General features: G+C 63.2%; 23 protein-coding genes. 8 read left to right on the plus strand and 15 right to left on the minus strand.

Features of this window, described 5'->3' with window-relative positions; translation table 11 throughout:
* The first annotated feature begins 20 nt into the window (after positions 1–20).
* The 3 genes from P0648_RS19760 (at position 21) to P0648_RS19770 (ending at position 4,022) form a co-directional block, all read left to right on the plus strand.
* A complete protein-coding gene (locus P0648_RS19760; protein ID WP_276275201.1) occupies positions 21–1,235 on the plus strand; it encodes a mandelate racemase/muconate lactonizing enzyme family protein in 1,215 nt (404 codons plus the stop codon).
* Between the two features lie 50 nt (positions 1,236–1,285).
* Complete coding sequence (locus P0648_RS19765) at positions 1,286–2,419, plus strand: mandelate racemase/muconate lactonizing enzyme family protein (protein WP_276275200.1); 1,134 nt, start codon at positions 1,286–1,288, stop codon at positions 2,417–2,419.
* 79 nt (positions 2,420–2,498) lie between these two features.
* On the plus strand, positions 2,499–4,022 hold the full coding sequence (locus tag P0648_RS19770) for an alpha-N-arabinofuranosidase (protein WP_277506152.1): 1,524 nt from the start codon (positions 2,499–2,501) through the stop codon (positions 4,020–4,022).
* A 1-nt stretch (position 4,023) separates the two neighbouring features.
* Here P0648_RS19770 and P0648_RS19775 read toward each other — a convergent pair whose 3' ends face one another.
* The 5 genes from P0648_RS19775 to P0648_RS19795 all read right to left on the minus strand — a co-directional run bounded on the left by P0648_RS19775 (position 4,024) and on the right by P0648_RS19795 (position 8,850).
* Entirely contained in the window at positions 4,024–5,244 is a 1,221-nt protein-coding gene (locus P0648_RS19775) for a mandelate racemase/muconate lactonizing enzyme family protein (protein WP_276248910.1), read from the minus strand.
* Between the two features lie 61 nt (positions 5,245–5,305).
* The gene (locus tag P0648_RS19780) at positions 5,306–6,409 is read right to left on the minus strand and encodes a mandelate racemase/muconate lactonizing enzyme family protein (protein WP_277506153.1); all 1,104 of its coding nucleotides are present in this window, start codon (positions 6,407–6,409) and stop codon (positions 5,306–5,308) included.
* A gap of 51 nt (positions 6,410–6,460) precedes the next feature.
* Positions 6,461–7,504, minus strand: a complete 1,044-nt coding sequence (locus P0648_RS19785; protein WP_276248912.1) for a hypothetical protein — start codon at positions 7,502–7,504, stop codon at positions 6,461–6,463.
* Positions 7,505–7,792 carry a hypothetical protein gene (locus P0648_RS19790; RefSeq protein WP_276248913.1) on the minus strand — a complete coding sequence of 96 codons (288 nt, stop codon included), beginning with the start codon at positions 7,790–7,792 and terminating at the stop codon, positions 7,505–7,507.
* Positions 7,793–7,875: 83 nt separating this feature from the next.
* Positions 7,876–8,850 (minus strand): D-2-hydroxyacid dehydrogenase, encoded by a 975-nt coding sequence (locus tag P0648_RS19795; protein ID WP_276248914.1) that lies wholly within the window; start codon positions 8,848–8,850, stop codon positions 7,876–7,878.
* Between the two features lie 139 nt (positions 8,851–8,989).
* On the opposite strand from P0648_RS19795, the gene P0648_RS19800 reads away from it, so the two are divergent.
* The 4 genes from P0648_RS19800 to P0648_RS19815 all read left to right on the plus strand — a co-directional run bounded on the left by P0648_RS19800 (position 8,990) and on the right by P0648_RS19815 (position 12,776).
* Entirely contained in the window at positions 8,990–10,282 is a 1,293-nt protein-coding gene (locus tag P0648_RS19800) for a lactate racemase domain-containing protein (protein ID WP_277506155.1), read from the plus strand.
* A 70-nt stretch (positions 10,283–10,352) separates the two neighbouring features.
* Positions 10,353–11,141, plus strand: a complete 789-nt coding sequence (locus tag P0648_RS19805; protein ID WP_276248916.1) for an SDR family oxidoreductase — start codon at positions 10,353–10,355, stop codon at positions 11,139–11,141.
* 63 nt (positions 11,142–11,204) lie between these two features.
* Positions 11,205–11,549 carry a cupin domain-containing protein gene (locus P0648_RS19810; RefSeq protein ID WP_277506156.1) on the plus strand — a complete coding sequence of 115 codons (345 nt, stop codon included), beginning with the start codon at positions 11,205–11,207 and terminating at the stop codon, positions 11,547–11,549.
* A gap of 60 nt (positions 11,550–11,609) precedes the next feature.
* Complete coding sequence (locus P0648_RS19815; protein WP_276248918.1) at positions 11,610–12,776, plus strand: enolase C-terminal domain-like protein; 1,167 nt, start codon at positions 11,610–11,612, stop codon at positions 12,774–12,776.
* 43 nt (positions 12,777–12,819) lie between these two features.
* Here the strand turns inward: P0648_RS19815 and P0648_RS19820 are convergent, their stop codons facing one another.
* The 8 genes from P0648_RS19820 to P0648_RS19855 form a co-directional block, all read right to left on the minus strand.
* On the minus strand, positions 12,820–13,875 hold the full coding sequence (locus tag P0648_RS19820) for a tartrate dehydrogenase (RefSeq protein WP_277506157.1): 1,056 nt from the start codon (positions 13,873–13,875) through the stop codon (positions 12,820–12,822).
* 99 nt (positions 13,876–13,974) lie between these two features.
* Positions 13,975–15,141, minus strand: a complete 1,167-nt coding sequence (locus P0648_RS19825; protein ID WP_276248920.1) for an ABC transporter ATP-binding protein — start codon at positions 15,139–15,141, stop codon at positions 13,975–13,977.
* Between the two features lie 118 nt (positions 15,142–15,259).
* The gene (locus P0648_RS19830) at positions 15,260–16,108 is read right to left on the minus strand and encodes a carbohydrate ABC transporter permease (RefSeq protein ID WP_276248921.1); all 849 of its coding nucleotides are present in this window, start codon (positions 16,106–16,108) and stop codon (positions 15,260–15,262) included.
* Between the two features lie 2 nt (positions 16,109–16,110).
* Positions 16,111–17,058 (minus strand): carbohydrate ABC transporter permease, encoded by a 948-nt coding sequence (locus tag P0648_RS19835; RefSeq protein WP_276248922.1) that lies wholly within the window; start codon positions 17,056–17,058, stop codon positions 16,111–16,113.
* A gap of 209 nt (positions 17,059–17,267) precedes the next feature.
* Positions 17,268–18,779 carry an ABC transporter substrate-binding protein gene (locus P0648_RS19840; protein ID WP_276248923.1) on the minus strand — a complete coding sequence of 504 codons (1,512 nt, stop codon included), beginning with the start codon at positions 18,777–18,779 and terminating at the stop codon, positions 17,268–17,270.
* A 156-nt stretch (positions 18,780–18,935) separates the two neighbouring features.
* On the minus strand, positions 18,936–20,198 hold the full coding sequence (locus P0648_RS19845; RefSeq protein ID WP_277506158.1) for a mandelate racemase/muconate lactonizing enzyme family protein: 1,263 nt from the start codon (positions 20,196–20,198) through the stop codon (positions 18,936–18,938).
* Between the two features lie 76 nt (positions 20,199–20,274).
* The gene (locus tag P0648_RS19850) at positions 20,275–21,165 is read right to left on the minus strand and encodes a dihydrodipicolinate synthase family protein (protein ID WP_276248925.1); all 891 of its coding nucleotides are present in this window, start codon (positions 21,163–21,165) and stop codon (positions 20,275–20,277) included.
* A gap of 58 nt (positions 21,166–21,223) precedes the next feature.
* Complete coding sequence (locus P0648_RS19855; RefSeq protein ID WP_276248926.1) at positions 21,224–22,210, minus strand: C-terminal binding protein; 987 nt, start codon at positions 22,208–22,210, stop codon at positions 21,224–21,226.
* 175 nt (positions 22,211–22,385) lie between these two features.
* Here P0648_RS19855 and P0648_RS19860 point away from each other — a divergent pair, with 175 nt between their 5' ends.
* Entirely contained in the window at positions 22,386–23,957 is a 1,572-nt protein-coding gene (locus P0648_RS19860; RefSeq protein WP_277506160.1) for a TCP-1/cpn60 chaperonin family protein, read from the plus strand.
* A gap of 16 nt (positions 23,958–23,973) precedes the next feature.
* On the opposite strand, the gene P0648_RS19865 is transcribed toward P0648_RS19860, so the two are convergent.
* Together P0648_RS19865 and P0648_RS19870 are read right to left on the minus strand one after the other, a co-directional pair.
* Complete coding sequence (locus P0648_RS19865; protein ID WP_277506162.1) at positions 23,974–25,146, minus strand: enolase C-terminal domain-like protein; 1,173 nt, start codon at positions 25,144–25,146, stop codon at positions 23,974–23,976.
* Between the two features lie 52 nt (positions 25,147–25,198).
* Positions 25,199–26,290 carry a mandelate racemase/muconate lactonizing enzyme family protein gene (locus P0648_RS19870; protein WP_277506163.1) on the minus strand — a complete coding sequence of 364 codons (1,092 nt, stop codon included), beginning with the start codon at positions 26,288–26,290 and terminating at the stop codon, positions 25,199–25,201.
* Positions 26,291–26,317: the final 27 nt, after the last annotated feature.

The following is a 26,317-nucleotide window of genomic DNA, read 5'->3' on the forward strand; positions in this document are numbered from 1 at the left end:
CGTGTCAGTGACTCTCTCGCATGCAACTCGATACGATTAGTGCGTACAATCTCTCCTCGCCCATCGACCCGCCCCAGGACCGCCACTACGCCGGTGGGGTTCGCCGCCTGCTGAAGCGCGACGTGGTCCTCGTCGTCGTCGAAACCGCAGACGGAGAGCGCGGCGTCGCGACGGGTGGCGCGACGAGTTCGGCGATGCGTGAATACTTCGAAGGAGCCTCCCACAGCGACTTCGCGGGCGTCCTCGAAGACATGGTCGCCCCCGCGCTGACCGAGGGCCCGCTCTCCGGCCCCGCCGACGTTCGAGCGCGAATCGAAGACCTCGACCTCCCCGAGATGCTCGAATCGCAGGCGATTTCCGCCGTCGACATCGCGTACCACGACATCCTCGGCAAGCGACAAGGTGCGCCGATTTACGACCTGCTCGCGGACGGCGACGTCCGCACGGAACTTCCCTTGTATGCGAGCGCCGGGATGTACATGCCACCGGAGGGCTATGCAAAACAGGCTCGCGCAATCGCAGACCGCGGCTTTCGCGGGTATAAGTATCGCCCCGGTCTCGGATACGACGAGGACCTGCGAACCATCGAACTCATCCGGGAGGCAGTCGGCGACGACGTGGAAATCATGGTGGACGCCCACACCTGGTGGAAACTCGGCGATGCGTCCTACTCGTTCGACGAACTAGTCTCGCTCGTCCGCGAGATGGAGGCATTCGACCCGTATTGGCTCGAAGAACCCGTTCCCCCCGCCGACTACGACGCCTACCGCAGGCTTGCCGCCCAAGTTGACGTTCCCCTCGCGGGTGGCGAGAGCGAGGAATCTCCCGAGGGGTTGCTGGCCCTCGCAGACACCGATGCCGTTGGCTTCCTGCAGGGAGACGTTCGCCACCACCGCGGCTTTACCGGTTGCTGGGAAGTCGTCGAAGCGTGCCGAGACCGTGACGTGACCTTTCTCCCGCACAACTTCGGGACGCACCTCGGCCTCGTGGCGAACGCCCACCTCGCCGCCGCGATTCCCATGGCTGAACCGCTCGAATACCCCGTCTTCGGCGACGACGTGGCCGGGATGTACCCGTTCCCCCTCGCCGAGGACATCATTCAGGAGGACCTCGGAATCGAGGGCGGTCACTTCTCGCTCCCCGACGGCCCGGGCCTCGGCGTCACGGTCAACCTCGACGTGGTCGAGGAGTACCCACACATCGACGGCCCCTGGACCGAATTCCTCGACGCGTAACCTGTTACCGAGGAACGAGGTTTTATGCGACGCGCCACGCGACTCAGACTATGCAAGTCGATTCAGTAGCGGCAATACCGCTTTCGTATCCCCTCGAAGACGGACGTGCCTTCGGTCACGCCCGCGGCGTCATGGACACGCGAAGCGCGATGCTCGTCCGCGTCGAAACGACGACCGGCGAAGTGGGCTACGGCGAGGCGCTGGCTCCGCCACAGACGACCGCGACGGCCGTCGAAGAAGTTCTCGCACCGATGGTCGAAGGCGCGAGTCCATACGAGGTCGAAACCCTTACCGAGCGAACCCACCAGGAGGCCTACAATCTGGGTGGCGGCCCCATCCTCCAGAGCGCGGTGAGCGCGGTGGACATCGCGCTCTGGGACCTCATCGGCAAGGCGACGGGCGAACCCATCTACCGATTGCTCGGTGGCCAGCAGACCGAGGCGGTGACACCCTACGCCTCGACGATGTACATTACCGAGTGGGGCGAGGACCCGGCGGAACCAATCGAACGCGCCGTCGAAGAGGGGTTCACGGCTGCGAAACTCAAAATCGGCCGCAGCGTCGAAGACGACGTCGAGCGGGTGGCGACGGCCAGAGAACTCCTCGGTGACGACGCCCACCTGATGGTCGATTACAACGGCAATTATCGGCTCAAACAAGCCATTCAGTCCGCGAACGCCCTCGAACCCTACGACCTCACGTGGATAGAGGAGCCGGTGCCGCCCGAGGACTACACGGGCCTCCGGAAACTCACCGACCGGGTGGACGTGCCCGTCGCCACGGGCGAATCGCACTTCGGCCGGTTCGACTACAAACGCCTCATCGCCGACCACGGTGTGGACATCATCCAGCCAGACCTCGGGCGTGCCGGCGGCTTTTCAGAGTCGCGATTCCTGGCGAAGTGGGCCACCACCGAGAACGTTGCCGTGTACCCGCACGTCTGGAACGGGGCCGTCGGCGTGGCCGCCGCCCTTCAGTTCGCCGCGAGTTTGCCGTCCTATCCACACAACGAAAACGTGCCAGAACCGTTGCTGTTCGAGTTCGACCGGAGCCAGAACCCGCTGCGCGACGAACTCCTCGACGCGCCGCTCGACCCGACCGGCGGGTCGCTCGCCGTCCCGCAGGGGCCGGGGCTCGGCGTCTCGGTGAACGAGGACGCAGTCGAACGGTTTCGCACGGAATAGCAAAGACGAGGAAAATATTGTCACCACCCACGCGTCGATGCGGTGTGGCCACACACCTCACTGACGGAGTTAGACACCGATGACAGATACGATTCGCGTGCGGACAGCAACGCCTATCGGCCGCATCGCCCCAGAGATTTACGGTCATTTCGCGGAGCACCTCGGTCGCTGCATCTACGGCGGCCTCTGGGTAGGTGACGATGAGAACGTAGAGACGATTGACGGCGTTCGCGCCGACACGCTCTCGCTTCTCTCTTCTCTCGACCCGCCAGTATTGCGCTGGCCAGGCGGGTGTTTCGCAGACGACTACCACTGGGAGGACGGCATCGGTCCGCGGGAGGAGCGCCCGCGTCGCCGAAGTCTCTGGTGGGCGCAGGGGCGCGACGACAGCTGGGAGGAGTCGAATGCCTTCGGAACCGAGGAATTCCTCCGTGTCTGTCGCACCGTCGGGGCGGAACCCTACCTCGCCGCGAACGTCGGCTCGGGGTCTCCTGGCGAGGCAGTCGATTGGGTAGAGTACTGCAACCACGACGGCGACACCGAGTATGCACGAAAACGAGTCAAAAATGGTCACGAGGAACCCCACGACGTCAGGTACTGGGGCGTCGGTAACGAGAACTGGGGTTGTGGTGGTCGGTACGACCCGGATACCTACGCTCAGGAGTACCGTCGGTTCGCGAACTACCTGCGGGCGTTCGAACGGGTGCTCGGCGAACGGTCGCTCGAACTCGTCGCCTGCGGCGACAACGACCCAGACTGGAACCGACAGTTCATGCAGACGCTGGGCGAGAGCGGGGCGATCGCCGACATCGGTGGGTACGAACTGCTCGACCACATCTCCGTCCACCGGTACTACGAAGCGGGCGAAGACACCGACTTCACCGACGAACAGTACTTCCGACTTTTCGCGAGAGCGAAGGCCGTTGCTGACGACGTCGACCGCGCAGCGGCGGTACTCTCGTCGTTCGTCCCCGACGAGTCGGTCGGCATCATTGTAGACGAGTGGGGAGTCTGGCATCCGCAGGCGACCCCAGCAAACGGTCTCGAACAGGAACAGACGGTCCGCGACGCACTCACCGCGGCGGGCGTTCTGGACATGCTCAACGATCGGGCGGATGTGGTCTCGATGGCGAACATCGCACAGACGATAAACGTGCTCCAGTGTATGGTTCAGACCGACGAGGAGTCGGCGTGGGCGACGCCGACCTACCGAGTGTTCGACCTCTACCGTCCTCATATGGGCTCGAAAGCGCTTCGAACCGACGTGGAGACCGCGTCGCGCTCCGTCGTCGACGGCGACGAGACAACCGAGGTGGCACTGGTAAGTGCGTCCGCCTCCCGCGACGAGTCCGGGGTGTTCCTCACCCTCAGCAATCGCGACCTTGACGAGCGTACAGTCCAGATTGCGATGGACGGGAATGGAGAACAGACCGGTGTCGAGGCGAGGGTTCTCTTCGAGGGTCACGCGCCAGCGGCGCACACGACGGCGGCGAACGCCGCGGCGTTCGAATCGGAGTTGCTCGACGTAACCATAGAAGCAGACGGACGCGTCGGCGTGGACGCGCCGGCGTCGTCGGTCGTCGGAATTCAATTCGAGGGCTGAATCAGGCGTACATCGTGCCGGGGTCGAGGAGGTGTTCCTGTGCCACCTCGTCGTCGAGTTCGATGCCGAGGCCGGGCGTCTCTGGCACCTCGATGTAGCCGTCCTGAATGAGCGGTTCCTCACGGACGAGCAGGTCGTCCCACCAGTCCACTTCGAGAGCGTGGTATTCGAGTACGTCGAAGTTCGGCACGCTCGCGCCGAGGTGGACGCACGCCATCGTCCCGATGGGACTACAGACGTTGTGCGGCGAGAACGCGATGTAATTCTCCTCTGCGCGATTGGCGATTGCCTTCGACTCCGCGAGGCCGCCACAGGTGGATGGATCGGGCGTGATGATGTCGACGCCGAAGTCGTAGAGCAGATGCTTGAACTCGTGGACGCGGAAGCGATTTTCACCCGTCGCAATCGGCACCCGAGAGAAGCGCGTAATCTCGCGCTGGGCTTCCATGTTCTCCGGCGGAACCGGGTCTTCGAGCCACATCAGGTCGTATGGCTCTAACTTCTGGCAGATACGTTTTGCGCTGTCCATCGAGTAGTCCCAGTGGATGTCGAACGCGAGGTCGATGTCGTAGCCGATTTCGTCGCGGATGGCTTCGACGGTCTCTCGTTTGCGCTCGATAGCGGCGTTGCTCACCCGTCCGTTGTACGGATCGGGGTGGTTGTCGAACGGCTGGTCTAAGTCGAACTTGAGCGCAGAGAAGCCCATGTCGACGACGCGACCAGCCTCTTGAGCGTAGGCTTCGACCGAGTAGGCGTCGTCTGAGGCGGGCGAGTGGTAGCCGTGTTCGAGGGCGAACGCCTCGCCTGCGTGACAGTCACAGTAGATGCGCACCTCGTCACGGTATTTCCCGCCCAGCAACTGGTAGACTGGCACGCCGAGGACCTTTCCGGCGATGTCCCAGAGGGCGATTTCGATGCCGGTGGCGGCGGTCACGACTTTGCCGGTCGTCCCGCTGTGTCCCGAGGTTTCCTGGACCATCCGTCGGAACAGTCGTTCGACGTCGAGTGGGTTCTCCCCGATGAGAAATCGCTTCATGTACTCCATTATCTCGGGGACCCCACCGCCGCGGTAGGATTCGCCGATGCCGGTCACGCCGGCATCGGTGTGTACCTTCACGAGGTTCCACTCGAAGTTGCCTTTCACGATGCACGTCTCGATGTCCGTAATCTTCACGTCGCGTCCCGCTCCGCGGTTGGTCGCGTGGTTGGAAAAGTCTCGCATGCGTCTGGTTGACGTGTGACGCGAGGTCGCATAAACCCTCGCGTCGCTACATTTGTGGCCGTCAGATACGGAACCGTTCGAGCGCCTCGTGGTCGAGTTCGACGCCGTGACCGTTGCGGTCCGGTATTTCGAGCATCCCGTTTTTCGCCTCCATCGGGTGGACGAGCACGTCGTCGAACGCCTTCACGTCCGAGTCGCGGTAGAAGAACTCGGCCCACAGGCCGTTTTCGATGGCCCCAAGCAGGTGAACGTGGAGGTCCCAGTTGTAGTGGGGAGCCACTGGAATGTCACGGGCAGCGGCGGCGTGGGCGACGCGAAGCCACTCTGTGACGCCGCCGACGACGCTCACGTCAGGCTGGACGATTTCGACCGCTCCCGAGTCCATCAGATGCTCGAAGCCGTAGCGATTGAACTCGAGTTCACCCGCGGCGACCGGATACGGGAGCGCGTCGTTCACCTCGCTCATCAGGTCGATGCTGTCTGGCATCACCGGTTCCTCGATGAAGTACGGGTCGAATTCGGCGAAGGCGCGGCAGGCGCGCACCGCCTCCTGTTTGTTCTGCCACTTGCCGTTCGCGTCCATGAGCAGCGTTCGATGAGGGCCGATTGCCTCCCGAACCGTTCGCACGCGCTCTACCTCGTCGGCCAGCGATTCGCGGCCTACTTTCATCTTCACCACGTCGTGCCCGCGGTCGACGTAGGTTTCCATCTCCTCGCGGAGGCCGTCCAGTCCCTTCGTCTCGCGGTAGTACCCGCCGCTCGCGTACGCGGGAATCTTCTCCTTGCTCCCGCCGAGCAGTTTGTACAGCGGCATCCCCGCCGCCTTCGCCTTGATATCCCAGAGGGCGATGTCGATACACGAAATGGCCCGCAGCATCACGCCTTTCCGGCCAATCTGGACCGTCCCATCGAACATCTCCCGCCAGAGGCGTTCCGTATCTCGCGGGTCTTCGCCCATTATCATCGGGCCGAGGACGTCCGAGGCAGCGTCTGCGATGAGCTGTGCCCCGCCGTAGCCGAGGGAGTAGCCGAGACCTTCCATTCCGTCTGCGGTTCTGACGTACACGATTGCGTGGTCCCGCTCTTCGACGACGCGTGTGGCGAATGCCACCGGCTCTTCTAAGGGGATAGAGACGGCAAACGTCTCGATTTCCGTGATTTCCATGCCACCTGTGTCCATACGGCACGGGATAAAAACAGTTTGGGTGAGACCAATTCAGACGGTGGTGTTCGCCGCCACGCGCAGGTCGTCGCGGACCGCGCGCACTCGTTCTGGGTCGTGGACCGTCCCGTTCGCGAGCCGGGCGGTGAGGGCCTCGGCGACCCGTCGTTCCGCCTCGTGGAGTTCCACCTCGATGGCGTCAGCTTCGGCTCGTTGCTTGGGGGTGGACGACCCAGATTCGACTTCTCCCAGGATGATTCTCACGTCCTGGCTCATCGCAAGCGCCTGTTCGCCGTTCTGTCGGACGTACTGTGAGTTATTGCGTTCCCAGGAAATTTCGACCGCCTCCTCGGAGATTGCATCGACCATGAACGAGGCCTTCGCGAGCCGGACTTCGGCGGCAGACGTCCCGGGGTCGAAATCCTCACGCGCGTCGTAGGAGACGAATACGCCCTTCTCTGCGGTGTTGTACGCCGCGAGCGGGTAGGCCGCCCCGAACACGCCGCTCGTGCCGACGACGAGCATGGCGACGAGACCGAGACTCAAGAACACCCGTGAGGACCCGCGCACCGGAATCGGCTGGAGGAACGGGTTGTTCGACTGGTTTCGCAGGGTGAGTCCGCGCAGGTCACCGATGTGGGCGGCGAGCTCGCCCGTCTTCTTCGACGCGCCGGTCACGACGAGTTTTCCCGCCTCCGTGACGCGGACGAACGAGTTGTGGAACCCAGCATGGGTGACGAGCAGGCCGTCGCCTTCGGAGAACGGTTCTCGCCTGACGGCTTCGTACGCATCCCCGTCGCGGATGGCCGCCACGATTTCCGCGAGCGCCGCCTCGGGGTCCGGGTCGGAAGCCGTAGAGACGTACGTCGAACCAATCTCGTTGGTCGTAGACCGGCGACTCCTGATGTAGCGGTGGCCCCGGCGCTGCCAGAGTTTTCCGTGGGCGAGCGCCGTCGGGAGGACGAGGATGACGATGCCGAGGAGTACACCGGGGAGGAAAGCGGTGGGACCCGCAGCGTAGCGCGTCGCAGCCCACCCGCTCAACAGGATGAGGAACAATCCCGACACGAGCGAGAGGATGCGAAGCTTGTTCACCATCTAGTTGCCACCGAAGAAAGTCTGTTTCAACCGTCCGACGAGGCTCTTTTCTCTCGATTTGCTCTCGGCTTTGAAGATGGGTTCGAGTTTCCGTCGCAGGTCTGCTTCGCTCTCGAACCGGTCCACGTCTGCGTCCAAGAACAGTTCTGCCAGCATGATGGAGTTGCCCTTCGCATCCACCTGGACGTTCGCGAGCGAGTACTCGCTTTCGAGGCGACGAACCGTCACCGGGTACGTCCACCCGGCTTCGTCGATGAGTTCGATGATCGCATCGGGACCGTATGCCATACGCCAGATTGCGAGTGGGTCGTTATAAATGTTGCAGACGAATGGAGTCCCCGTCACGAGGGCGGTTCGCGCACCGTCGCCAGTCAGTTGACCTGGTTGTTCAGGTTCTCGTAATTGCCCGTCTCCTCGACCAGCGCCAGGTTTTCGGCGACGATGTCGGCCACGCGCGGGTAGTACTGGACGGTGTGTCCCGAATTGTGCGGCGTGATGTGGACGTTCTGCATCCCCCAGAGTTCGTGGTCTTCGGGCAGCGGTTCGGGGTCGGTCACGTCGAGTGCGGCCCCTCTGATGGCGTTGTCCTTCACTGTCTGCAACAGCGCGTCGGTATCGACGATTGGGCCGCGACCGATGTTGACGAGGACGGCGTGGGGTTCCATCGTTTCGAGCTCCGCCGCACCGATGAGTCCGCGGGTCGTTTCGGTGAGCGGGCAGGCGATGACGACGTAATCGCTCCTGGCGAGCGCCGAGTGGAGGTCGGCTTCCTCGAAACCGAGCACCTCGTCTGTCGGGCCGCCCTTCTCGGGCGTGTACCGGATGCCGATTGTGTGGACACCGAACGCATCCAGTCGCTCGGCGATTGCCTCGCCAATCGAGCCGAGTCCGACCACGGTTACGGTGCTTCTGTAGAGTTCCCGATTCGCTGCCTGAAAGTGGCGCCACTCGCGTCGTTGCTGGCGCTCCCACCCGACGTGGAGGTTGCGGGCGAAAACGAGGATGTTACCGAGCACCTGTTCTGCAATGTTCGGGCCGTGGACGCCCGAGGCGTTCGTGACGGTCACGCCCAGCTCTTCGAGGCGCTCTAAGGGGAGGTGACCGACGCCCGCGGCTGCACAGGCGAACAGTTTCAGGTTTTCTGCGTGGTCGAGCAGTGACGGGTCGAGGCGGTGGCCAACGGCGACGGGAGCCGTCGCGATGGCTTCACGTTCTTCCTGGGGCGTCGACGCCCGAACCACGTCGTAGTCGGGCAATCGGTCGCGCAGTTCTGCCGCCAGGTCCGCAGATGACATGCCGTGTGCGCCGCGTCTCAGTACGAGTACGTCTGGGGACAAGTCGCTCATCGCGAACCACCCCGTCGCGTCGAATGTGGCTGCATACGCCCCACTCTGTGCGGGCAACCCCCTTATAATATCGGATGCCCACGCGCACCTTGCCGGTTCGAGGAACTGCTTTAGGCCCCCCGGCCGAATACCCACGCAAATGGACTTCCCCGACCCGGACACCGTCGAGGCGGCACTCCCAGACGTGTCGTTTCCCACCTTCTTCGACATGTCCTACGACCCACCTGCACCGGAACTCGACGACGTTGCGGCCGCCGCGAGGGCGGCAGTCGGCGACCTCCCGCTCGAATCGCTTCCGGCGGGGGCCACCGTCGCTGTCGGCCTCGGCAGTCGCGGCATCACCAACATCGTGGAAATTGCCACGGCCGTCGTCGGCGAATTAGCTGACCGAGGATTCGACCCCGTCGTCGTCCCCGCGATGGGCAGCCACGGGGGCGCGACCGCGGAGGGCCAGCGCAGGACGCTCGCCACGCTCGGCCTGACGGAGGACGCTCTTGGTTGTTCGATTGACCCACGGATGGACACCCAACTCGTCGGCGAGTCGGCCATCGGTGGGGACGTCTACCTCGCAGAGACGGTTCTCGAAGCCGACGCCGTTCTGGTCGTCAATCGCATCAAGGCCCACACCAACTTCGACGGGACGTTCGAGAGTGGCCTGTGTAAGATGTCCACCATCGGCCTCGGCAAGCAGGTGGGTGCGAAAGCCATCCACGAGCAGGCGCTCGTAAAGGGGTACGAACCCGCTATCGGCGGCGCGTTCGAGGTAGTCCGAGAGGCGACCACCCATCTCGGCGGAGTCGCCATCGTCGAGAACTTCTACGACGAGACGGCGGAAGTCACGGGCGTGCCGGCAGGGGACTTGCCCGAGCGTGAGGGTGACCTGCTCGAACGGGCCTACGAGCACATGCCGATGCTCCCGTACGACGAATTGGACGTGCTGGTCGTCGACCAGATTGGAAAGGACATCTCGGGGGCGGGCATGGACACCAACGTCATCGGGCGCTACGAGGTCCTGAACACGGACGACCCGGAGTTCCCGGACATCAAACGCATCCTCGTCCGCGGCCTGACCGAGGCGACCCACGGCAACGGCCAGGGCATCGGCCTCGCCGACCTCACCACCGAGGCCGTCATTGCTGAACTCAACCTGGACCAGATTTACACGAACGCACTCACGAGTGGATCGCTCTCGAAGGCCCGCTTGCCCGTCGCGCTCCCGACTGACCGACACGCGCTGACCGCCGCCGTCTCCTCCATCGGCCCGTACGACCCGGAGACGGTTCGTATCGCGTGGATTCGGGATACGGGACACCTCTCCGCGTTCCGCGTCTCGTCCGCCCTCGCTCGAGAAGACGTCACCCACGTCAGCGTCACGGGAGAGTCCAGACTCTCTTTCGAACGGGGGGAACCCACGTTCGACCCTATCGAGTAGCCGCAGCCTGTTCTCCGGGTTGTTGCCCCTGTACGAAGAATTTTAGCGGGCGCGTCCGTCACTCCCTGTCATGGACCTCGAAATCAGTGGGAACGCCGCACTCGTGACGGCGTCGAGCAGTGGTCTTGGCAACGCATCCGCAACGGCGCTCGCCCGAGAGGGCGCGAACGTCGTCCTGAACGGCCGGGACGAAGAGCGACTCGCGGAGGCGGTTTCGGAACTCGAATCGGTCGGCAGCGGTGAGATCGTCGGCGTACAGGGCGACCTGACCGACCCCGAGGACATCGAACGACTCGTCGAGCGAACCGTCGAGGAGTTCGGCGGCCTCGACCACCTCGTCACGTCCTCGGGCGGCCCACCGTCCGGCCCCTTCCTCGAAACGACCGACGAGAACTGGTATCGAACCTACGACCTGCTCGTGATGAGCGCGGTGCGCCTCGTTCGGGAGGCGACGCCGCACCTAGAGGACGGTGGGGGAACTATCGTGAACATCACCTCACAGAGCGTGAAAGAAGCCGTCGATTCGCTCGTGCTCTCGAATTCGGTGCGCATGAGCGTCATCGGCTTAGAGAAGACGCTATCGCGTGAACTCGCCCCAGACATTAGAGTGAACGCCGTCTTGCCCGGCTCCCACGAAACCTCCCGCATCACTGATCTCGTAGAACAGGGCGTCGAACGCGGCGACTACGAGAGCTACGAACAGGGGCTGAAAGCCCGCGGGTCTGTGGTTCCCCTCGGACGCATCGGCGACCCAATGGAACTCGGCAACACCGTCGCCTTCCTCTCCTCGCCGAAGGCGGGTTACATCAACGGTCAGTCCATCGTCATCGACGGCGGTCAGGGGCGGTCGAACCTCTAATTCTCGCGGTTCGTGCCGCCACGCCAACATTCATTGCTCCGTGTGAGAGTGTACCAACCGGCTATGGAAGACGTTCCTTTCGAGCAAGCGGAGTCGTACGAACCCGAAGACGGCTGGCGGCGTGTCGAGATGGCAGGGTCGCCCGCCTTCTCTGTCGAGTGGTTCGAGAAGCCACCGGGCCACTCCTCGCCCATGCACGACCACGAAAACGAGCAGGTTTGTCTCGTCACCGAAGGCGAGTTGACCGTCTACACCGAGGACGACGAGGTGACACTCGGCCCGTACGACTCGGTCTGGCTGGAGTCGGGTGAACCCCACCGCGTCGAGAACACGGGTGATGCGGTGGCGGTCGGCATCGACGTGTTCGCGCCGGGTCGTTCGTTCGACTTCTGGCTCGACCGCGCCTAAGGGGCCACGCTCGCCGCGTCGCGAAGCTATTTGTCGGCGCTTCCCGTCTGTCCGTGCGGGATGCCACCGACTATCACGCGCATCGAGTCTACCGAGTTTAGCTACCCGCTTTCGGACGTGGGGTACGCGCCAAACGGCTTCAGCCTCGCCTACGAGGAAGGGGCGACCAGCGAACGCAAACTGTTCGGTCTGCAAATCCACACCGACGAGGGAATCACTGGCGAGTACGTCGGCGGCAACTCGCCCGCCTTCGCGCAGATTCACATGGTCGCCGATTACCTCATCGGGAAGAACCCGCTCGCCCGCGAGAAACACTGGTCCGAGATGAAACGCGCCCTCCGGAAGTACGACCGCATGGGAATCGGTCCGCTCGACATCGCGCTGTGGGATTTCGCGGGGAAGTACCACGACGCGCCGATCCACGAGTTATTGGGCACGTATCGAACCGAACTGCCGACCTACGCGTCTACCTACGGCGGGGACCGAAACGGCGGTCTCGACTCGCCGTCTGCCTACGCTGACTTCGCCGAGGAGTGTCTCGACATGGGCTATCCCGGCTACAAGATTCACGTCTGGGACGGCGACTGGCGAGACACGGATGGCGTCATCGACACCGTCCATGAAGTTGGTGAGCGAGTGGGCGACGAGATGGACCTGATGCTTGACCCCGCCTGCCAACTCGAAACCTACGGTGACGCGCTGAAGGTGGGCAAGGCGTGCGACGAGGCGGGTTTCTTCTGGTACGAAGATCCATTCCGCGACGCAGGCATCTCCCAGCATGCACACCGGAAACTTCGCCAACAACTCGACACGCCCATCCTCCAGACCGAACACGTCCGGGGGCTCGAATCGCACACCGACTTCATCGCGAACGAATCGACGGACTTCGTCCGCGCCGACCCAGAGTACGACGCCGGCATTACGGGTGCGATGAAGGTGGCCCGAGTGGCAGAGGGCTTCGGTCTGGACGTGGAGTATCACGCACCGGGACCGGCCCAGCGCCACTGCATGGCTGCGACGCGTAACTCCAACTACTACGAGATGGCGCTCGTCGGACCGAAGTGTTCGAACACCTCGCCGCCGGTCTACCTCGATGGCTACTCGGACCAACTCGACACCATCGATTCTGACGGGATGGTCTCGGTCCCCGACGGGCCGGGCCTCGGGGTCACCTACGACTGGGAGTACATCGAGGAGAACGCCCTCGGTGGACGCGTCTACGACTGACCCACCGCCCACGCCCTCACATTTTCCAAAAAACTGTGCCGGGTTAGAGCCGCTGGCGAAGGTCTTCGACGACGTCCATCGTTCCCGCGTCGCCGCCGATATCCGCGGTTCGTGGCGCGTCTGGGTCTGCGAGTTGTGCTTCGACCGCGTCCCAGAGGTCGGCCGCGGCGGCCGATTCACCGAGGTCGTCGAGCATCATCGAGGCTGAGAGGATGGCTCCGAGCGGGTTGGCGATGCCTTTGCCCATGATGTCAGGGGCGCTCCCGTGGACGGGTTCGTACATTCCCGGATACTCGTTTTCCGGGTTGTAGTTCGCGGAGGGGGCGAGGCCCATGCTTCCCGAGACGATGGCACCGATGTCGGTGAGGATGTCGCCGAACAGGTTCGAGGCGACGATGACGTCGAACTCCTCCGGTCGCCGAATGAGGTCCATGCTCGCCGCGTCCACGAGCAGGCGCTCTACTTCGACCTGTGGATACTCTTCTGCCACTTCCTCTACCACCTCGTCCCAGAGCACCATCCCGTAGGCTTGCGCGTTGGACTTGGTCACGTTCGTCAGTTTGTTCCGGCGTTCGGTGGCCGCCTCGAAGGCAGCCCGAACGATGCGCTCGACGCCAACCCGGGTGAACACGCCGCTCTGGATGGCGATTTCGTGGTCGTGGCCCTGATGTTCACGCCCGCCGACGTCCGCGTACTCGCCCTCCGTGTTCTCCCGGTAGACGACGAAGTCGATATCACCGCCCTCGTACCCCGCGAGGGGACTTTCGATGCCCTCCATGAGCACTGACGGTCGCTCGCAGACGTACTGGTCGAACGCCTTTCGAATCGGGAGGATGAGGCCACGGAGACTGACGTGGTCTTTGATATCCGGATGGCCGACCGCCCCGAGGAAGATAGCGTCGAAGTCGGCGAGCGTGTCGAGGGCGTCGTCCGGCATCATCGCCCCCTCGTCGAGATACCGCCTGCTGCCCCAGTCGAACCGCGTCGTCTCGACGTCGAAGCCATGTCGCTGCGCGAGGTCTTCGACCACCGGAACCGTCGCGTCCGTCACTTCCGTGCCGATACCGTCGCCTGGAATGAGTGCAATTTCGAATGTCACAGCTATGAGTTAGCAAATAGCACTAAAAAGATAGCGGTCGGGTCCTCGAACACTCGAAAAATCGGCGCGAATCGGGCGAAAAACGGTCGTCTGTGCGACTCAGGAAGAGGTTTCGAGGGCCGACTCGGGGATTGCCTTTGCCTCTTTGGTTCCGTGGGTGAGGGCGACCTCCGAGTGGGCATCGAACAGGTGGATGTCGTCTTCGTCGAGAGTGAAGGTGAACGTGGACCCAACGTCCGGTTCGATGTCCGAATCGGTTCGCACCCGTACTTCCTTGCCGCCAAGGTCGAGGTAGATGAAGTTGTCAGACCCAACGACTTCGACCACGTCCACCTTCCCGGTGATGGTCTTTTCCTCCGGCGCGGTGGTCGCTGGTTCGATGTTCTCCGGTCTGACGCCGAGGATGACCTCGGTGGACCCACCGTTCGTGTCTATGTTACGGACGACGTCAGGCGAGACGGCGTAGGTGAAACTGTCGTGGACGAGGACGCCAGAACCGTCGCCGTTTTCCTGCAATTCCGCGTCGAAGAAGTTCATGCTCGGCGACCCGATGAAGTCCGCGACGAACGCGTTCGTCGGTTCGTAGTAGACCTGTTTTGGCGCGCCGATCTGCTGGAGTTTGCCGTCGTTCAAGACGACGATGCGGTCTGCCATCGTCATCGCCTCCTCCTGGTCGTGGGTCACGTACATCGTCGTGATGCCCAGTTCGGAGTGCAGGCGGGCGAGTTCCGTCCGCATGTGCTGGCGGAGTTTCGCGTCCAGGTTCGACAGCGGTTCGTCGAACAGGAACACCTCGGGTTCGCGGACGATTGCCCGTCCTGTCGCGACGCGCTGTTGTTGCCCGCCGGAGAGTGACCCGGGCTTTTTCTGGAGGAGGTCTTCGATGCCCATCATCGTCGCGGCCTCTTCGACCCGCTTGTCGATTTCCTCGTCTGCGAGGTCCGTCGAGAGGCGCAGACCGTAGGCCATGTTCTCGTGGACCGTCTTGTGCGGGTAGAGCGCGTAGCTCTGGAACACCATCGCGATGTCGCGATTTTTCGGCGCTTTGTCGTTGATGACCTCGTCGTTGATTCGAATCTCGCCGTCTGAGACGGTTTCGAGGCCGGCGACCATCCGGAGGGTGGTCGATTTGCCACACCCGGACGGGCCGACGACGACGATGAATTCGCCGTCTTTGATGTCGAGGTCGAGTTCTTCTACTGCCACGATGAGCCCGGAAGACCCATCGAACACCTTCGTCAGTTTGTCGAGTTGCAAGCTTGCCATGGTCGTGTCTTATACGGGAGTTTCACAGCTGTGTTCGATTCGGCCCACGCCGGTCCCGCGTTCACCGTGTGGCCGTGCGTTCTGTCCAGTCGCGGCTGGTGTGCGCCCGTTTGGCGAATTATCCACCGGGACCACCACCGAGCCCTTCTCCGACGTAGCGCTCTGCGATGCCGTAGAAGATGACCGGTGGCGCGACGAGCACCACGACGGCGGCCATCAGCATGTTCCATTCGCGGAGCACGTCGCTCCCGAGGATGTAGTGGATAGCGACTGTCGCCGTCCGGACCTCCTCGTCGCTCGTCAGGATGAACACCCACAGGAAGTTGTTCCATCCGGAGAGGAACGAGAACAGTGCCGCGGCACCGATTGCGGGTGCCGAAAGCGGCAGGACGATGCGCAGGAACGCACCGATTTCTGTGTGTCCGTCGAGCAGTGCCGCCTCCTCGATGTTGGGTGGGATTCCCTGCCTGAAGAACCCCTGAAGCAGCCAGATGTTCTGGGGCAGGATGAAAATCGCCACGGCGATGATGACGCCGTACAGCGTGTTCACCCAGCCGAGGGTGAAGAACATCTCGTACACCGGAATCGTGAGCACGATCCACGGGAACATGATGGTGAACACTGCCGTGTAGAACAGCAGTTGTCTGCCCGGGAAGTCCAGTCGCGCGAAAGCGTAGGCACCCGGAATCGAGAAGAACAGTGAGAGCACCGTCGCGGCGACGGCGACGATGAGGCTGTTTCGGAAGAACAGCGGGAAGTCCGCCCGATTCCAGATGCGGGTAAAGGCATCAAGCGTGAGGGTATTGTCGCCCATAAACGGCAGGTATGGGGTTTCTGGACTGACAGCGGCGAAGTTCGTAAGCACCGACGTCCGCAGCACCCACAGGTACGGCAGCAATGCCCAGATGGCGAGTACGGCGATGGCGACCCACAGAAGCGTCTTCGCTCGTTTGGTTTCGTTAATCATGGTTAGACGTACAGCTCCTCCTCTTCTTTGATGGCGGTGACGTAGATGATGGCCGCCGACATTGACAGCAGAATCATCACGACGCCGATGGTGTACGCCCGAGCGAAGCTCAGTTGCACGAACGCCACCTCGTAGGTCAGAATCGACAGCAACATCGTCCGCGTGCCCGGCCCACCGGCGGTGAGTTCGAACGGTTGGGCGAACTCCGCGATGTTCCACGCCGTCCGCAGCGCGAGGATGATGACCGTCGGAATCAACAGGTGGGGTAGCGTCACGTCACGGAATCGACGCAGGCGACCCGCACCGTCGAGGGCGGCCGCCTCGTACTGCTCGCTCGGAATTGACGTGAGCGCCGCCGAGTAAATGATACCCGCGTACGCGAAGTCGTGCCAGGCCTGGGCGACGATGAGCGAGACGTATGGCCAAAATCCGGAGGCGAGGAACGCCGGCGGACTCATTCCGAGGTCGGCGACGATGCGTGGCACGAGACCGAAGTCGCCGTCAAGGAACCAGAACCAGATGACACCGCCCGCGAGCGGCGCGGAGAAGTACGGTGACATCAACACGGCGCTCATCGTCTGTTTCGCGCCACGTCTGAGTTCGTTCAACAGCAGTGCGACGATGAGCCCGATACCCAGTTGCAGCGACGTCGTCGCGATGACGAACACGATGGTCCATCCCAGCGCGAACACGAACAGGTCGTTCGACAACAACCAGGTGTAGTTTTCGAGCCCGATGAAGTTCGCACTGGTGCCACCGAGGGTCGCGTCGGTGAACGTCAACACGATCCCCCGGAACATCGGGATGTAGAACAGCAGCGTGAACATCACGAACGTCGGAATGATGAAGATGTACCCGGCGTAGTTCTCACGCATTCGGTCTACGATGGTCCGGTCTTCCAGTCCATACTTCTGCCGAATGTGGTCGGCGGAGCGTTGCTCTTGCGACACGTTAACACCCACCTCTAATAGGCATACAGTTGAATATACGAAGCTAGTATAAAAAAATGGTGCATCTCCGAGAGACGTTCACACCTGACGGCCCCGTCGTGTCACTGGATTAGTATCCGCGAATGAAATCGACGCCAAACAGCATCCGGTCGCGACTGGTCGCAATCGCTCTGTGTCGTGAAAAATGGAAAATTGTTCTGTGTACCGGTTCAGTTGCGCTCTGAGAGCGTCGTATCCACGTTCGAGCGGATTTTGTCCGGCAGCCCGTCCAGTGGCTCTTGCCCCGCGATGGACTGGCTGATCGTCTTGTTGATGTCCGTCCACCGAATCTGGTCGGTGCCCTTCACGTCCCAGTCTGCGCCAGTGCTGTTGTACTGGGTACCGTAGTTGTCCAGGTTCTTGAGCACTTGCGTGAAGTTCTGTGGAAGGTCCGTGTACTCGTTGAGCAGCGCCTCCTGCATCGGGGCGTCCGCCGGAATCGCCGGGTAGGCTTCACCGAGCCACTCGAAGACGTGCTCTTCGTCGGAGCGCAGGAACACCTGCAGGTCCCAGCCGGCGTCCATCTTCTTCTGGTCGCCGACGTCGAAGACCCCGTGGGCCTGCTCGAGTGCCCAGACGTGGCCGCCGTGTTCGCCCTCGAGCCCTTCGAGTTCGCTGATACCGACGTTCGAGCCGTAGTCGGCGTCGAGTTTCGGGTTCGGGAGCAACATCACGTCGCCGTCGCCGTCGTGCCAGCCGATTTTGGCGTCCTCCTTCACCGACCGCCAGCGGGTGAAGTTCTGAGTCATGTACGTGAACGACGCCACGCGGTCTGTGAGCATGAGCGACGGAATCTCCTCGTCGCCACGCTGTGCAGACTTTTCGCTCGAGAACTCGTTTGCGAGCTTGACGACGTTCTTTATCATGCCGTCAGTGCGCTTGCCGTTTTCTCCGTCGCTTCCGATGAGCACCTCCGGGTTCTCCGGGTCGCCCCGAATCCACGGGTCGTCTCCACCGGTGTACGCCGTTCGGGCGTGACCCCAGTAGGATTCTAAGTCGTTGTAGACCCCTGTTTCCTCGTACGGAATGATGTCTGCGTCGCTCTCTGCAATCTGGTTGAGCGCGTCGTAGAACCCACTCCAGGTCTTCAGGTCTTCGAAGGGGTCAGACACCCCGCCGTGTTCGCTGAACACTTTCGGGCGAATGCCCAGGTTCGAAACCGAGTGGCGAAGCGGACCGCCCGACCAGTACGTACCCCGGAAGTCGGCGACGGACTTCGACGCGGCACTCCAGTTGTCGGGATACGAATCCGATTCGTCGACCCATTGTCCGTGGTCTGGAACCTTATCGTCCAAGAAGAACTCGAGACCAGCCGACCCGAACTCGGCCAGCGTCGGTGGGTTACCCGCGGAGACGGTCGAAGAAATCTTCGACTTGATGTCCCCGTAGGACGCCGCCTGCAAATTCACTTGGACGTCGTTCTGGTCGCCGAATCGTTTGACCGATTTGTTGAACAGTGGTTTCGTAAGTGAGTTCTCCGCGGCTTCGGCACAGAGGTAGTTGATGGTGAGGCTCGCAGAACCACCGCCATCACCATTACCATCGCCTCCGCCGCCTCCGCCTGTACAACCCGCGAGTCCTCCCAATGCGCCCGTCGCTGCCGCAGCGCCGGTTACTTTGAGGAAGTCCCGCCGGGAGCTATCCCTGTCGGACCCATCCGCAGCCGTGTCACCCTGTGACATAACGCATATGGCTTTTACTGACTATGTAATAAGTGTTTTTCAAAATAGCGATAATTGCCGCTTACTGCCTGCGGAATAAACGAATCGTGGGCGTAGACCGGACGACGTGGTGAAATACGGGCCTTTTCGAGACCGGTTCCAGCGCGCCCGCGCACCTCAGACGATGAGTTCCGAACCGTCGGTGAGGTAGGTCTCCGCCACGGACGGATCGATCTCGATGCCGAGTCCCGGTCCCTCCGGGAGGTCGACATATCCGGCTTCGAGAACCGGGTCGTTTGGTGAGGCGGTTCTGACCACGAGGTCGTTCCACCACGGCACGTCGCGGGCATGGTACTCCATCGCGAGGAAGTTGGGGATTGCCGCACTGAAATGTGCCCCGGCGACGGTTCCGACGGGACTCGCGATGTTGTGTGTCGCCATCGGGATGCCGTGGAGGTCACAGACGAAGGCGATTTTTCGGAGTTCCCAGAGGCCACCACACTTCGAAACGTCGGGGGCGGCGATGTTCATCGCGCCGGCCCGCGCGAGTTCGTCGAATCCATCCGCGGTGACGACGTTCTCCCCCGTCAGAATCGGCACGTCGAGTTCCTGTGTGAGCAGCGCGTGGTTCTCGACTTGCCCCGGGGGAACGGGGTCTTCGAGCCACGCCAGGTCGTACCGTTCGAGTTTCCTCCCGAGTCGGCGAGCGGTCTCCAGCGTGAAGTTCCAGTGGAGGTCCATCCCGAGGTCGATGTCGGAGCCGATTTCGTCGCGAACGGCCTCGACGAGCGACACTTTGTGGTCGATGGCCTCGTTGTCGAGGCGACGTGCGGCGGTATCGACGTCACGACGCGTTGGCACGTCGAGGTCGAATTTGAGCGCCTCGAATCCGTCGTCGACCACCTCGCGAGCGGCCTGCGCGTAAGATTCTGGTGTGTACACGTCTTTCGGGTCGCGGTGGGCCGCCTCGCCGAGGGATTCGCCACCGTGGGTGTCACAGTAGATTTTGATGCGGTCGCGGTACTTTCCGCCGAGCAGTTCGTAGACAGGAACGCCGAGGATCTTCCCCTTGATGTCCCAGAGGGCAGTCTCGATTCCGGTGAACGCCGACTGGCCGATGCGGCCACAACCGGTGTATCGCTGGTTCAACAGTTCGACCAGTCGGTCGATGTCGAGGGGATTCTCGCCTTCGAGGTCCACGATGAGTCGCTCGGCCATGTCGAGGGCGGCCTCTGCACGGAACGTCTCGCCGATGCCGTAGTGTTCGGTGTTCGTCTCTACCTTGACGATTCCCCACGTGAAGTTGCCCGCGAGGGCCATCGTCTCGATGTTGGTAATCTCGATGTCGCGTTCGGCCGGACGGTGTGCTTCGTCAACGCTCAGGTCGCGCCACGGAACGCCACCGCCGGGTGGGATACGATAGTCTGGTTCGTCAATCATGCAGTCATGCTACGTGTTAGCGACCGACGATAAAGGGTTTTCTCCGGGCCAGGATGCCTCACGTGCGCGAACTAATTTACCGGTTCACGCGCGATTCGACCGTCTCGTACGCATCGACCAGTCGCTGTTCCTGATTTCGGGTGAGTCCGGACAGCGGAACCAGTGGCGGGCCGACCTCGTGACCACCCCACCGGGCGAGGAACTTTATCGCAACAGGAGTGGGAAGCGACGCGTAGGTACTTACGAGTGGATTCACCACGTCGTTCATGAGGGTAACTGCTCGGTCGCGGTCGCCGCGTTCGTAGGCGTCGTACAGTTCTGCGAGCAACCCCGGAAACACGTTCGCGGGGCCGCCGATGACGCCGTCTGCACCGGCGTCGAGCGAGGAGAGCGCGAGCGCCGTGATTCCCTGAATGACCGAGAACTCGTCGGGTGTCATCTCTACGAGTTCGTAGTGGTAGGTTGCGTTCCCTGACGAATCCTTGATTGCGACAATTGAGTCGTGAGCCGCGAGTTCGGTTACCGTCTCCACGGCGATTTCTTGCCCGGTGAGTTGCGGAATGTTGTAGAGTACGATGGGGAGCGGCGAGCGGTCTGCGACGAGCGTAAAGAACTCCGCAAGGCCCTCCTGTGTCGTCGAGAGGTAGTAGGGAGTGACGACGACGGCGGCGTCGGCCCCGGCGTCCGCGGCGGCGTCCACGTTCGCGATGACGCCGGCGAGACTCGTCCCGCCGCACCCGGCAATGACGGGGGTGTCCCCCGATGCCTCGACCACCGTTTTGACCACGGTTCGGCGCTCGTCGCGCGTGAGGCTGGAGAACTCGCCGATAGAGCCACACGGAAACAGTCCGTGGACACCGCCGGCAACGAGAAATTCGGTGAACGAACTGAGTGCCGCCACGTCGATGCCGCCGTCGCGGTCCAGCGTTGGCGTGAGCATCGGCGGAATCATGCCATAAATTCGCATGCTACTTGGTGTGCGGGCGCGAGTGATAAGTGTACGGTCGGCGGTCCGAACGGGCGATTCAGGGGTCGTTGACCGCGTTCGAGGGTCGCGACCCGCGAAGGGCGGTCAGCACCGTTTTCGCGACCACTTCGCGTCGCTCTCGGTCTGCCTCAGCCGAGTACCACGCCTGGTGCGGGGTGGCGATGACCTGTGGGTGCCCTCGGAGCGGGTTCCCTGTCGCGGGAGGTTCGGTCTCGAACACGTCGAGGCCGGCCCCGGCAATCTGCCCCGTCGAGAGTGCCGCTTCGAGTGCGTCCTCGTCTACGATGCCGCCGCGGGCGACGTTCACGACGTGGGCGGACGACTTCATCCGGGAGAAAACGTCGGCGTCGATGAGGCCACGGGTTTCGGGGGTGAGCGGCGTGTGCACGGTAAGGAAGTCAGCTTTCGCGACCACTTCGTCGAATTCGACCAGTGACGCGTCGTCCTCCGCGAGGTCGCCGGGTTCGAGGTACGGGTCCGCGGCCAGAACGGTCGCGCCAAGCGCCGCTGCCTTCTCGCCAACGCGCCGCCCGAGTTGCCCGTATCCGACGACGCCGACCGTCTGGGAGGAGAATCGGTGGGTGATCGGCGGGGCGCGTTCGGCCTTCCACCCTCCCGAGGCGAGCGATTCGTCGTAGGGTTTTAGCCGTCTGGCCAGCGCGAGAATGAGCGCGAGAGCGTGCGTCGAAACCTCCTCGACGCAGTAGGAGGGGACGTTTGTCACGTAGATTCCCCGCTCTGTCGCGGCGGCCAGGTCGATGTTGTCTACGCCGATACCGTACCGGGAGATGACCTGACACTGCGACAGTTCGGCGATTATTTCGGCGTCCACCTCGGCGACGAGGTTGACGACGGCGTCGGCGTTAGCGAGCAGGTCTCGATCCGCCTCGTCGAGGTCGGCGAGGGCGTTCACGTCCGCTTCTTCTGAGAGAACGTGGAAGTCCGCGTCGTCGCCGAGCACCGACCGTTCGACCGAGAGGTCCTCGAACGAGTGGTCCGTGAAGACGATTGTGTACGTGCCCATCTGTTACCTCCCGTCGGTTTTTCGAACCTGCGTCTCTCTGTTCGTGCGTTCAGCATCTGCCATGTTCGGTCGAACCGTTTGCAGACTGTCGTGATAAGTCTAGCCATGGCACACGCCCGCCCTCGGTGGACTGAGACACAACAAACATAAGAGTCCATGACCGACACCCTCTAGCATGGCTGACAACGCGCGCGACCGTCTCACCGCCGACGCCCGAACCGTCTGCGACATCGTTCGCACGACACTCGGGCCCTTCGGCGCGAACAAACTGGTCATCGGGGCCGAGGGAACCGTGACGACCACGTCCTCGGGGTCGCTCGTCCTCGACCGGCTCGACATCGACAATCCGGCCGTCTCGCTGCTCAAAACAGCGGCGAGCGACTTCAGGAAAACGGAGGGCGACGGCGCGAGCACGCTCGTCGCGCTCACCGGGGCGCTGCTGGACGAAGCCAGTCGGCTCTCCGAGATGGGGCTCCATCCGACCGTCATCGAACGCGGGTTCCGTGAGGCGGTCACCGTCGCCTGCGACCACCTCGACCAACAGGCCCGCCCGCTTTCGACGGTCGGCGTCGAAGCGGTCGCGAGAACCGCACTCACCGGAACGCGCAACCCGAACACCCGCCACCAGCTCGGCAACTACCTCGCCCGCGTGGTCGATGCCGTCGCCCAGGGCGGCGAGTTCGACCCATCGATGGTGAAGGTCAGCTCGCGGCTCGGCGGTGCGGAAGCCGAGACCGAACTCGTCGCTGGCGTCGTCCTCGACCGCGACCCGGCCGCCGAGGGGATGCCCCGCTCGCTTCACGACACCGGGGTCGCGGTGCTCACTGACACGGTAGACATCCCGCGATACGGCGGCGAGCGAAGCCGGACCGACACTCGTCTCTCGCTCTCTGTTGAGGGCTTCGAGGACCGGGCGGCGTTCGCAGACCAGGAGCGCGAGGCCTTCCGTGACCAGTTGGCGGCCGCCGTCGATGCTGGCTGCCGGTTCATCGTCACCGGGATGGCCATCAACGATAGCGTAAAACGCGATCTGGCGAACGCGGGCGTGCTCGCCGTCCAGCGCGTCGACGACGCAGACCTCCCGCGAATCGCCCGGGTAACGGGTGCGACCATCGTCCCCTCCCTCGGCGAACTGACCGAAGAAACGCTCGGCACCGCGAACGTCGGCCTCACCCGGCGAGCGGGGCGCGACCTGATAGTCGTCGAAGCCGACGCGAACCCGGTGTTCACGCTGTTCTGTCGTGCCCCCGACGAGCGGTCGGTGGCAGCCTTCGAGCGGTCTGTCGAGAGCGCGCTCGCAGCCGTTGGCCGCGCTCAGTCGTCCGGAACCGTCGTGGCCGGCGGCGGGGCCGTCGAGATGAGCGCGTCGAAAGCGGTCCGCGACCACGCCCGCTCGGTTGCCGGTGCAGAGCAGTTGGCCATCGAAGCGTTTGGCGATGCGCTCGCGGACATTCCTCGCTCGCTCGCGGTCAACGGCGGCATGGACGGCTGGCGAAGCGTCATCAGGCTCCGTGTGGCCACCCACGAGGGGCGGACGACGACCGGCATCGACTGCATCTACGGCGAGATACGGGACGTCCTCGAATCGGACCCCATCGTGGAACCGGCCGACCTGAAACGCGACGTCTGGACCGGCGCGACTGACCTCGCCGCGCAACTCGTGCGCATCGACGCTGAACTCGAGGCAAACGACCTGAGCAAGGACACCCCGCCGAAACGCGCGGACGAATTCGGCATCGAAGGCTGACCTGGTCGCCTGTTTTTCACTCGTAGACGCGCCCGCCGAGCGCGTTCTCCCGGATGTATTCCCAGTCGTAGGTGACGCCGAGGCCAGGCCCCTCGGGAACGGTATACGTCCCGTCGTCCGCCGCGTCCATGCTGTCGGTGTAGCCACCCGCGTAGAACGGGCCCTCTACGTGTGGTATCGTCGCCTCGGGACCGACCAGTCCGAGTTCGTAGAAGTTCGAATTCCGGGTCGCCGCCATGCAGTGGCGCTGGGCCGGGCCGGAGAGGTGGTACTCCACGTCGAGGCCGAAGCCTTCCGCGACGCGCGCAATCTTCATCGCGCCGGTGATTCCGCCGTCCCACTCGGGGTCGGCGCGGACGAAGTCGGTCGCCTCGTTTGCCACAAAATCGGTGTGCGATTCGAGTCCGCGCAGCATCTCGGTGATGAGCAGGGGTGTATCGAGCGCCTCTCTGAGCTTTCGGTGGCCGTGCTGTGAGGTGCTGCCGTCGCGGTAGGGGTCTTCGTACCAGAAATAGCCTGCTTCGTCGCACGCTTTGCCCACCTTCAGCGCGTCACCGAACGTCTCATATTCACAAACCGGGTCGAGCATCAGGTCCATCTCGTCGCCGACGCGCTCGCCGACGGTTCGAACCGTCTCGATTTCTTGGTCGAAGTCGCGGTCGTCGATTCCACCGACTGGGTGAATCTTAAACGCCCCGAACCCGCGGTCGAGGCAGGCTTCGGCGAAATCCGCGTACTCGGTCGGCGATTCGAGACCACCGCCCTCCGTCCCGAAGTACGTCGAAGCGTAGGCCGGAAGCCGGGTGCGGTACGTGCCCAGTAACTCGTGGATCGGCGCGTCGTGGTACTTCCCCGCGAAATCCCACAGCGCGATGTCGAGCGGACCGATTCCCATGCGGTCGTACTTACGCAACGCTCGCTTGAGTTCGCTCCAGTGTTTCTCGCGGGCGAGCGGATTCTTCCCGACGAGGTAGTCTGCGACCATGTTCACCTGCGCGAAGGCGGGTGGATTGCCGCCGACGTACTCGCCGGCGATTCCCGCGTCCGTCTCGATTCGCAGCGCGTAGGTCGTCCGGTCGTGGGTCGCGCCCTCCGCGTAGGCCAGGTCGAAGCCGCGCGGATTCGTCGTGGCGTTTGCTATCGGATAGGTGAACTCGACGGTCTCGATGCGCGTGATAGCCGGTGGCATGAGTGTGCGTCGTCGCCCGGGGTAATGGTGGTTTGGGTCGGGGCGACCCGCGTCAATCGAACGTTACGCGGTACTCCGCCCGCGCATTGGGGTCGATTCGATAGCCGTGGCCCGGGTCGTCCGACAGGTGAACGCAGCCGTCTGCGACCTCGGGGGCGTTTTCGAGAACCGGCGTAACGTCGTATTCGGGGATGTATTCGACAATGCGGCCCGTCGGCGCGGCGCTCACGAGGTGGGCGGACAGTTCGTAGTAGATGTGCGGGGCGAACGGAACGCCGTGGGCGTGAGCGAGGCGGGCGGCGTCCCACTGGCCGGTGATGCCACCCCCGCGAAGCAAGTCGTGCTGGGCAACATCGACGGCCCCTGCCGTGAGCAGTTGCCGCAGCCGGTCGAGGCGGTAGAACATCTCTCCTGTGGCAATGGGCGCGGTGGCCTGGGCGGAAACGCACTCGTAGCCAGCCACGTCGAATTCGGAGACGGGTTCCTCCACCCACCCGACGTCGAAACGCTCGAGTTCGGCCATCGCTCGTGTCGCCTCGGCGGGCGTCCACGCCTGATTCGCGTCCACGAGAATCTCCACGTCGGGGCCGAGTTCCTCGCGAAGTGCCCTGACTCGCGCCACGTCCTCTGTGAGCGGTCTGCCCCCGACTTTCGTCTTCACCGCGTCGAAACCGTCTTCGACTGCCTCCGCGTGGTTGGCCACCAATTCTTCCTCGTCGTACCCCGCGTCGAGGCGCGAACAGTAGGCCGGAATCTCACGCTCCTCGCCCCCGAGCAGCGCGTAGAGCGGGCGGCCTGCCGCTTGCGCTTTGAGGTCCCAGCAGGCGACGTCGATGGCCGACCGTGGATTTGCGGAGAAGCCTATCTCACCTGGGTAGTAGAGCGTGCGCTCGCGCATCGCCTCCCGGAGCGATTCGGTGGCGAAGGGGTCTCGGCCCACGAGCAAGTCCGCGAACGAGCGTGTGTAGCGTTCGAACAGGTCGGGCACCCGCCACGTGCCCAGCCACCCGGTTCCAGTGTAGCCGGTGTCGGTCTCCAGTTCGACGACCACCCAGAATCGCTCGTTCACCGAGGCGCGGGCGTCACCGAGTTCGTTCGCGAGTGGGACTTGCAGGGTGTCCACCCGAACGTCCGTGATTTCCATGGCTCACGTGGTTCGGGCAGCGACAAA

Origin of the sequence: Haladaptatus sp. DYSN1 (genome assembly GCF_029489995.1) — an archaeon.
Lineage (GTDB): Archaea > Halobacteriota > Halobacteria > Halobacteriales > Halococcaceae > QDMS2.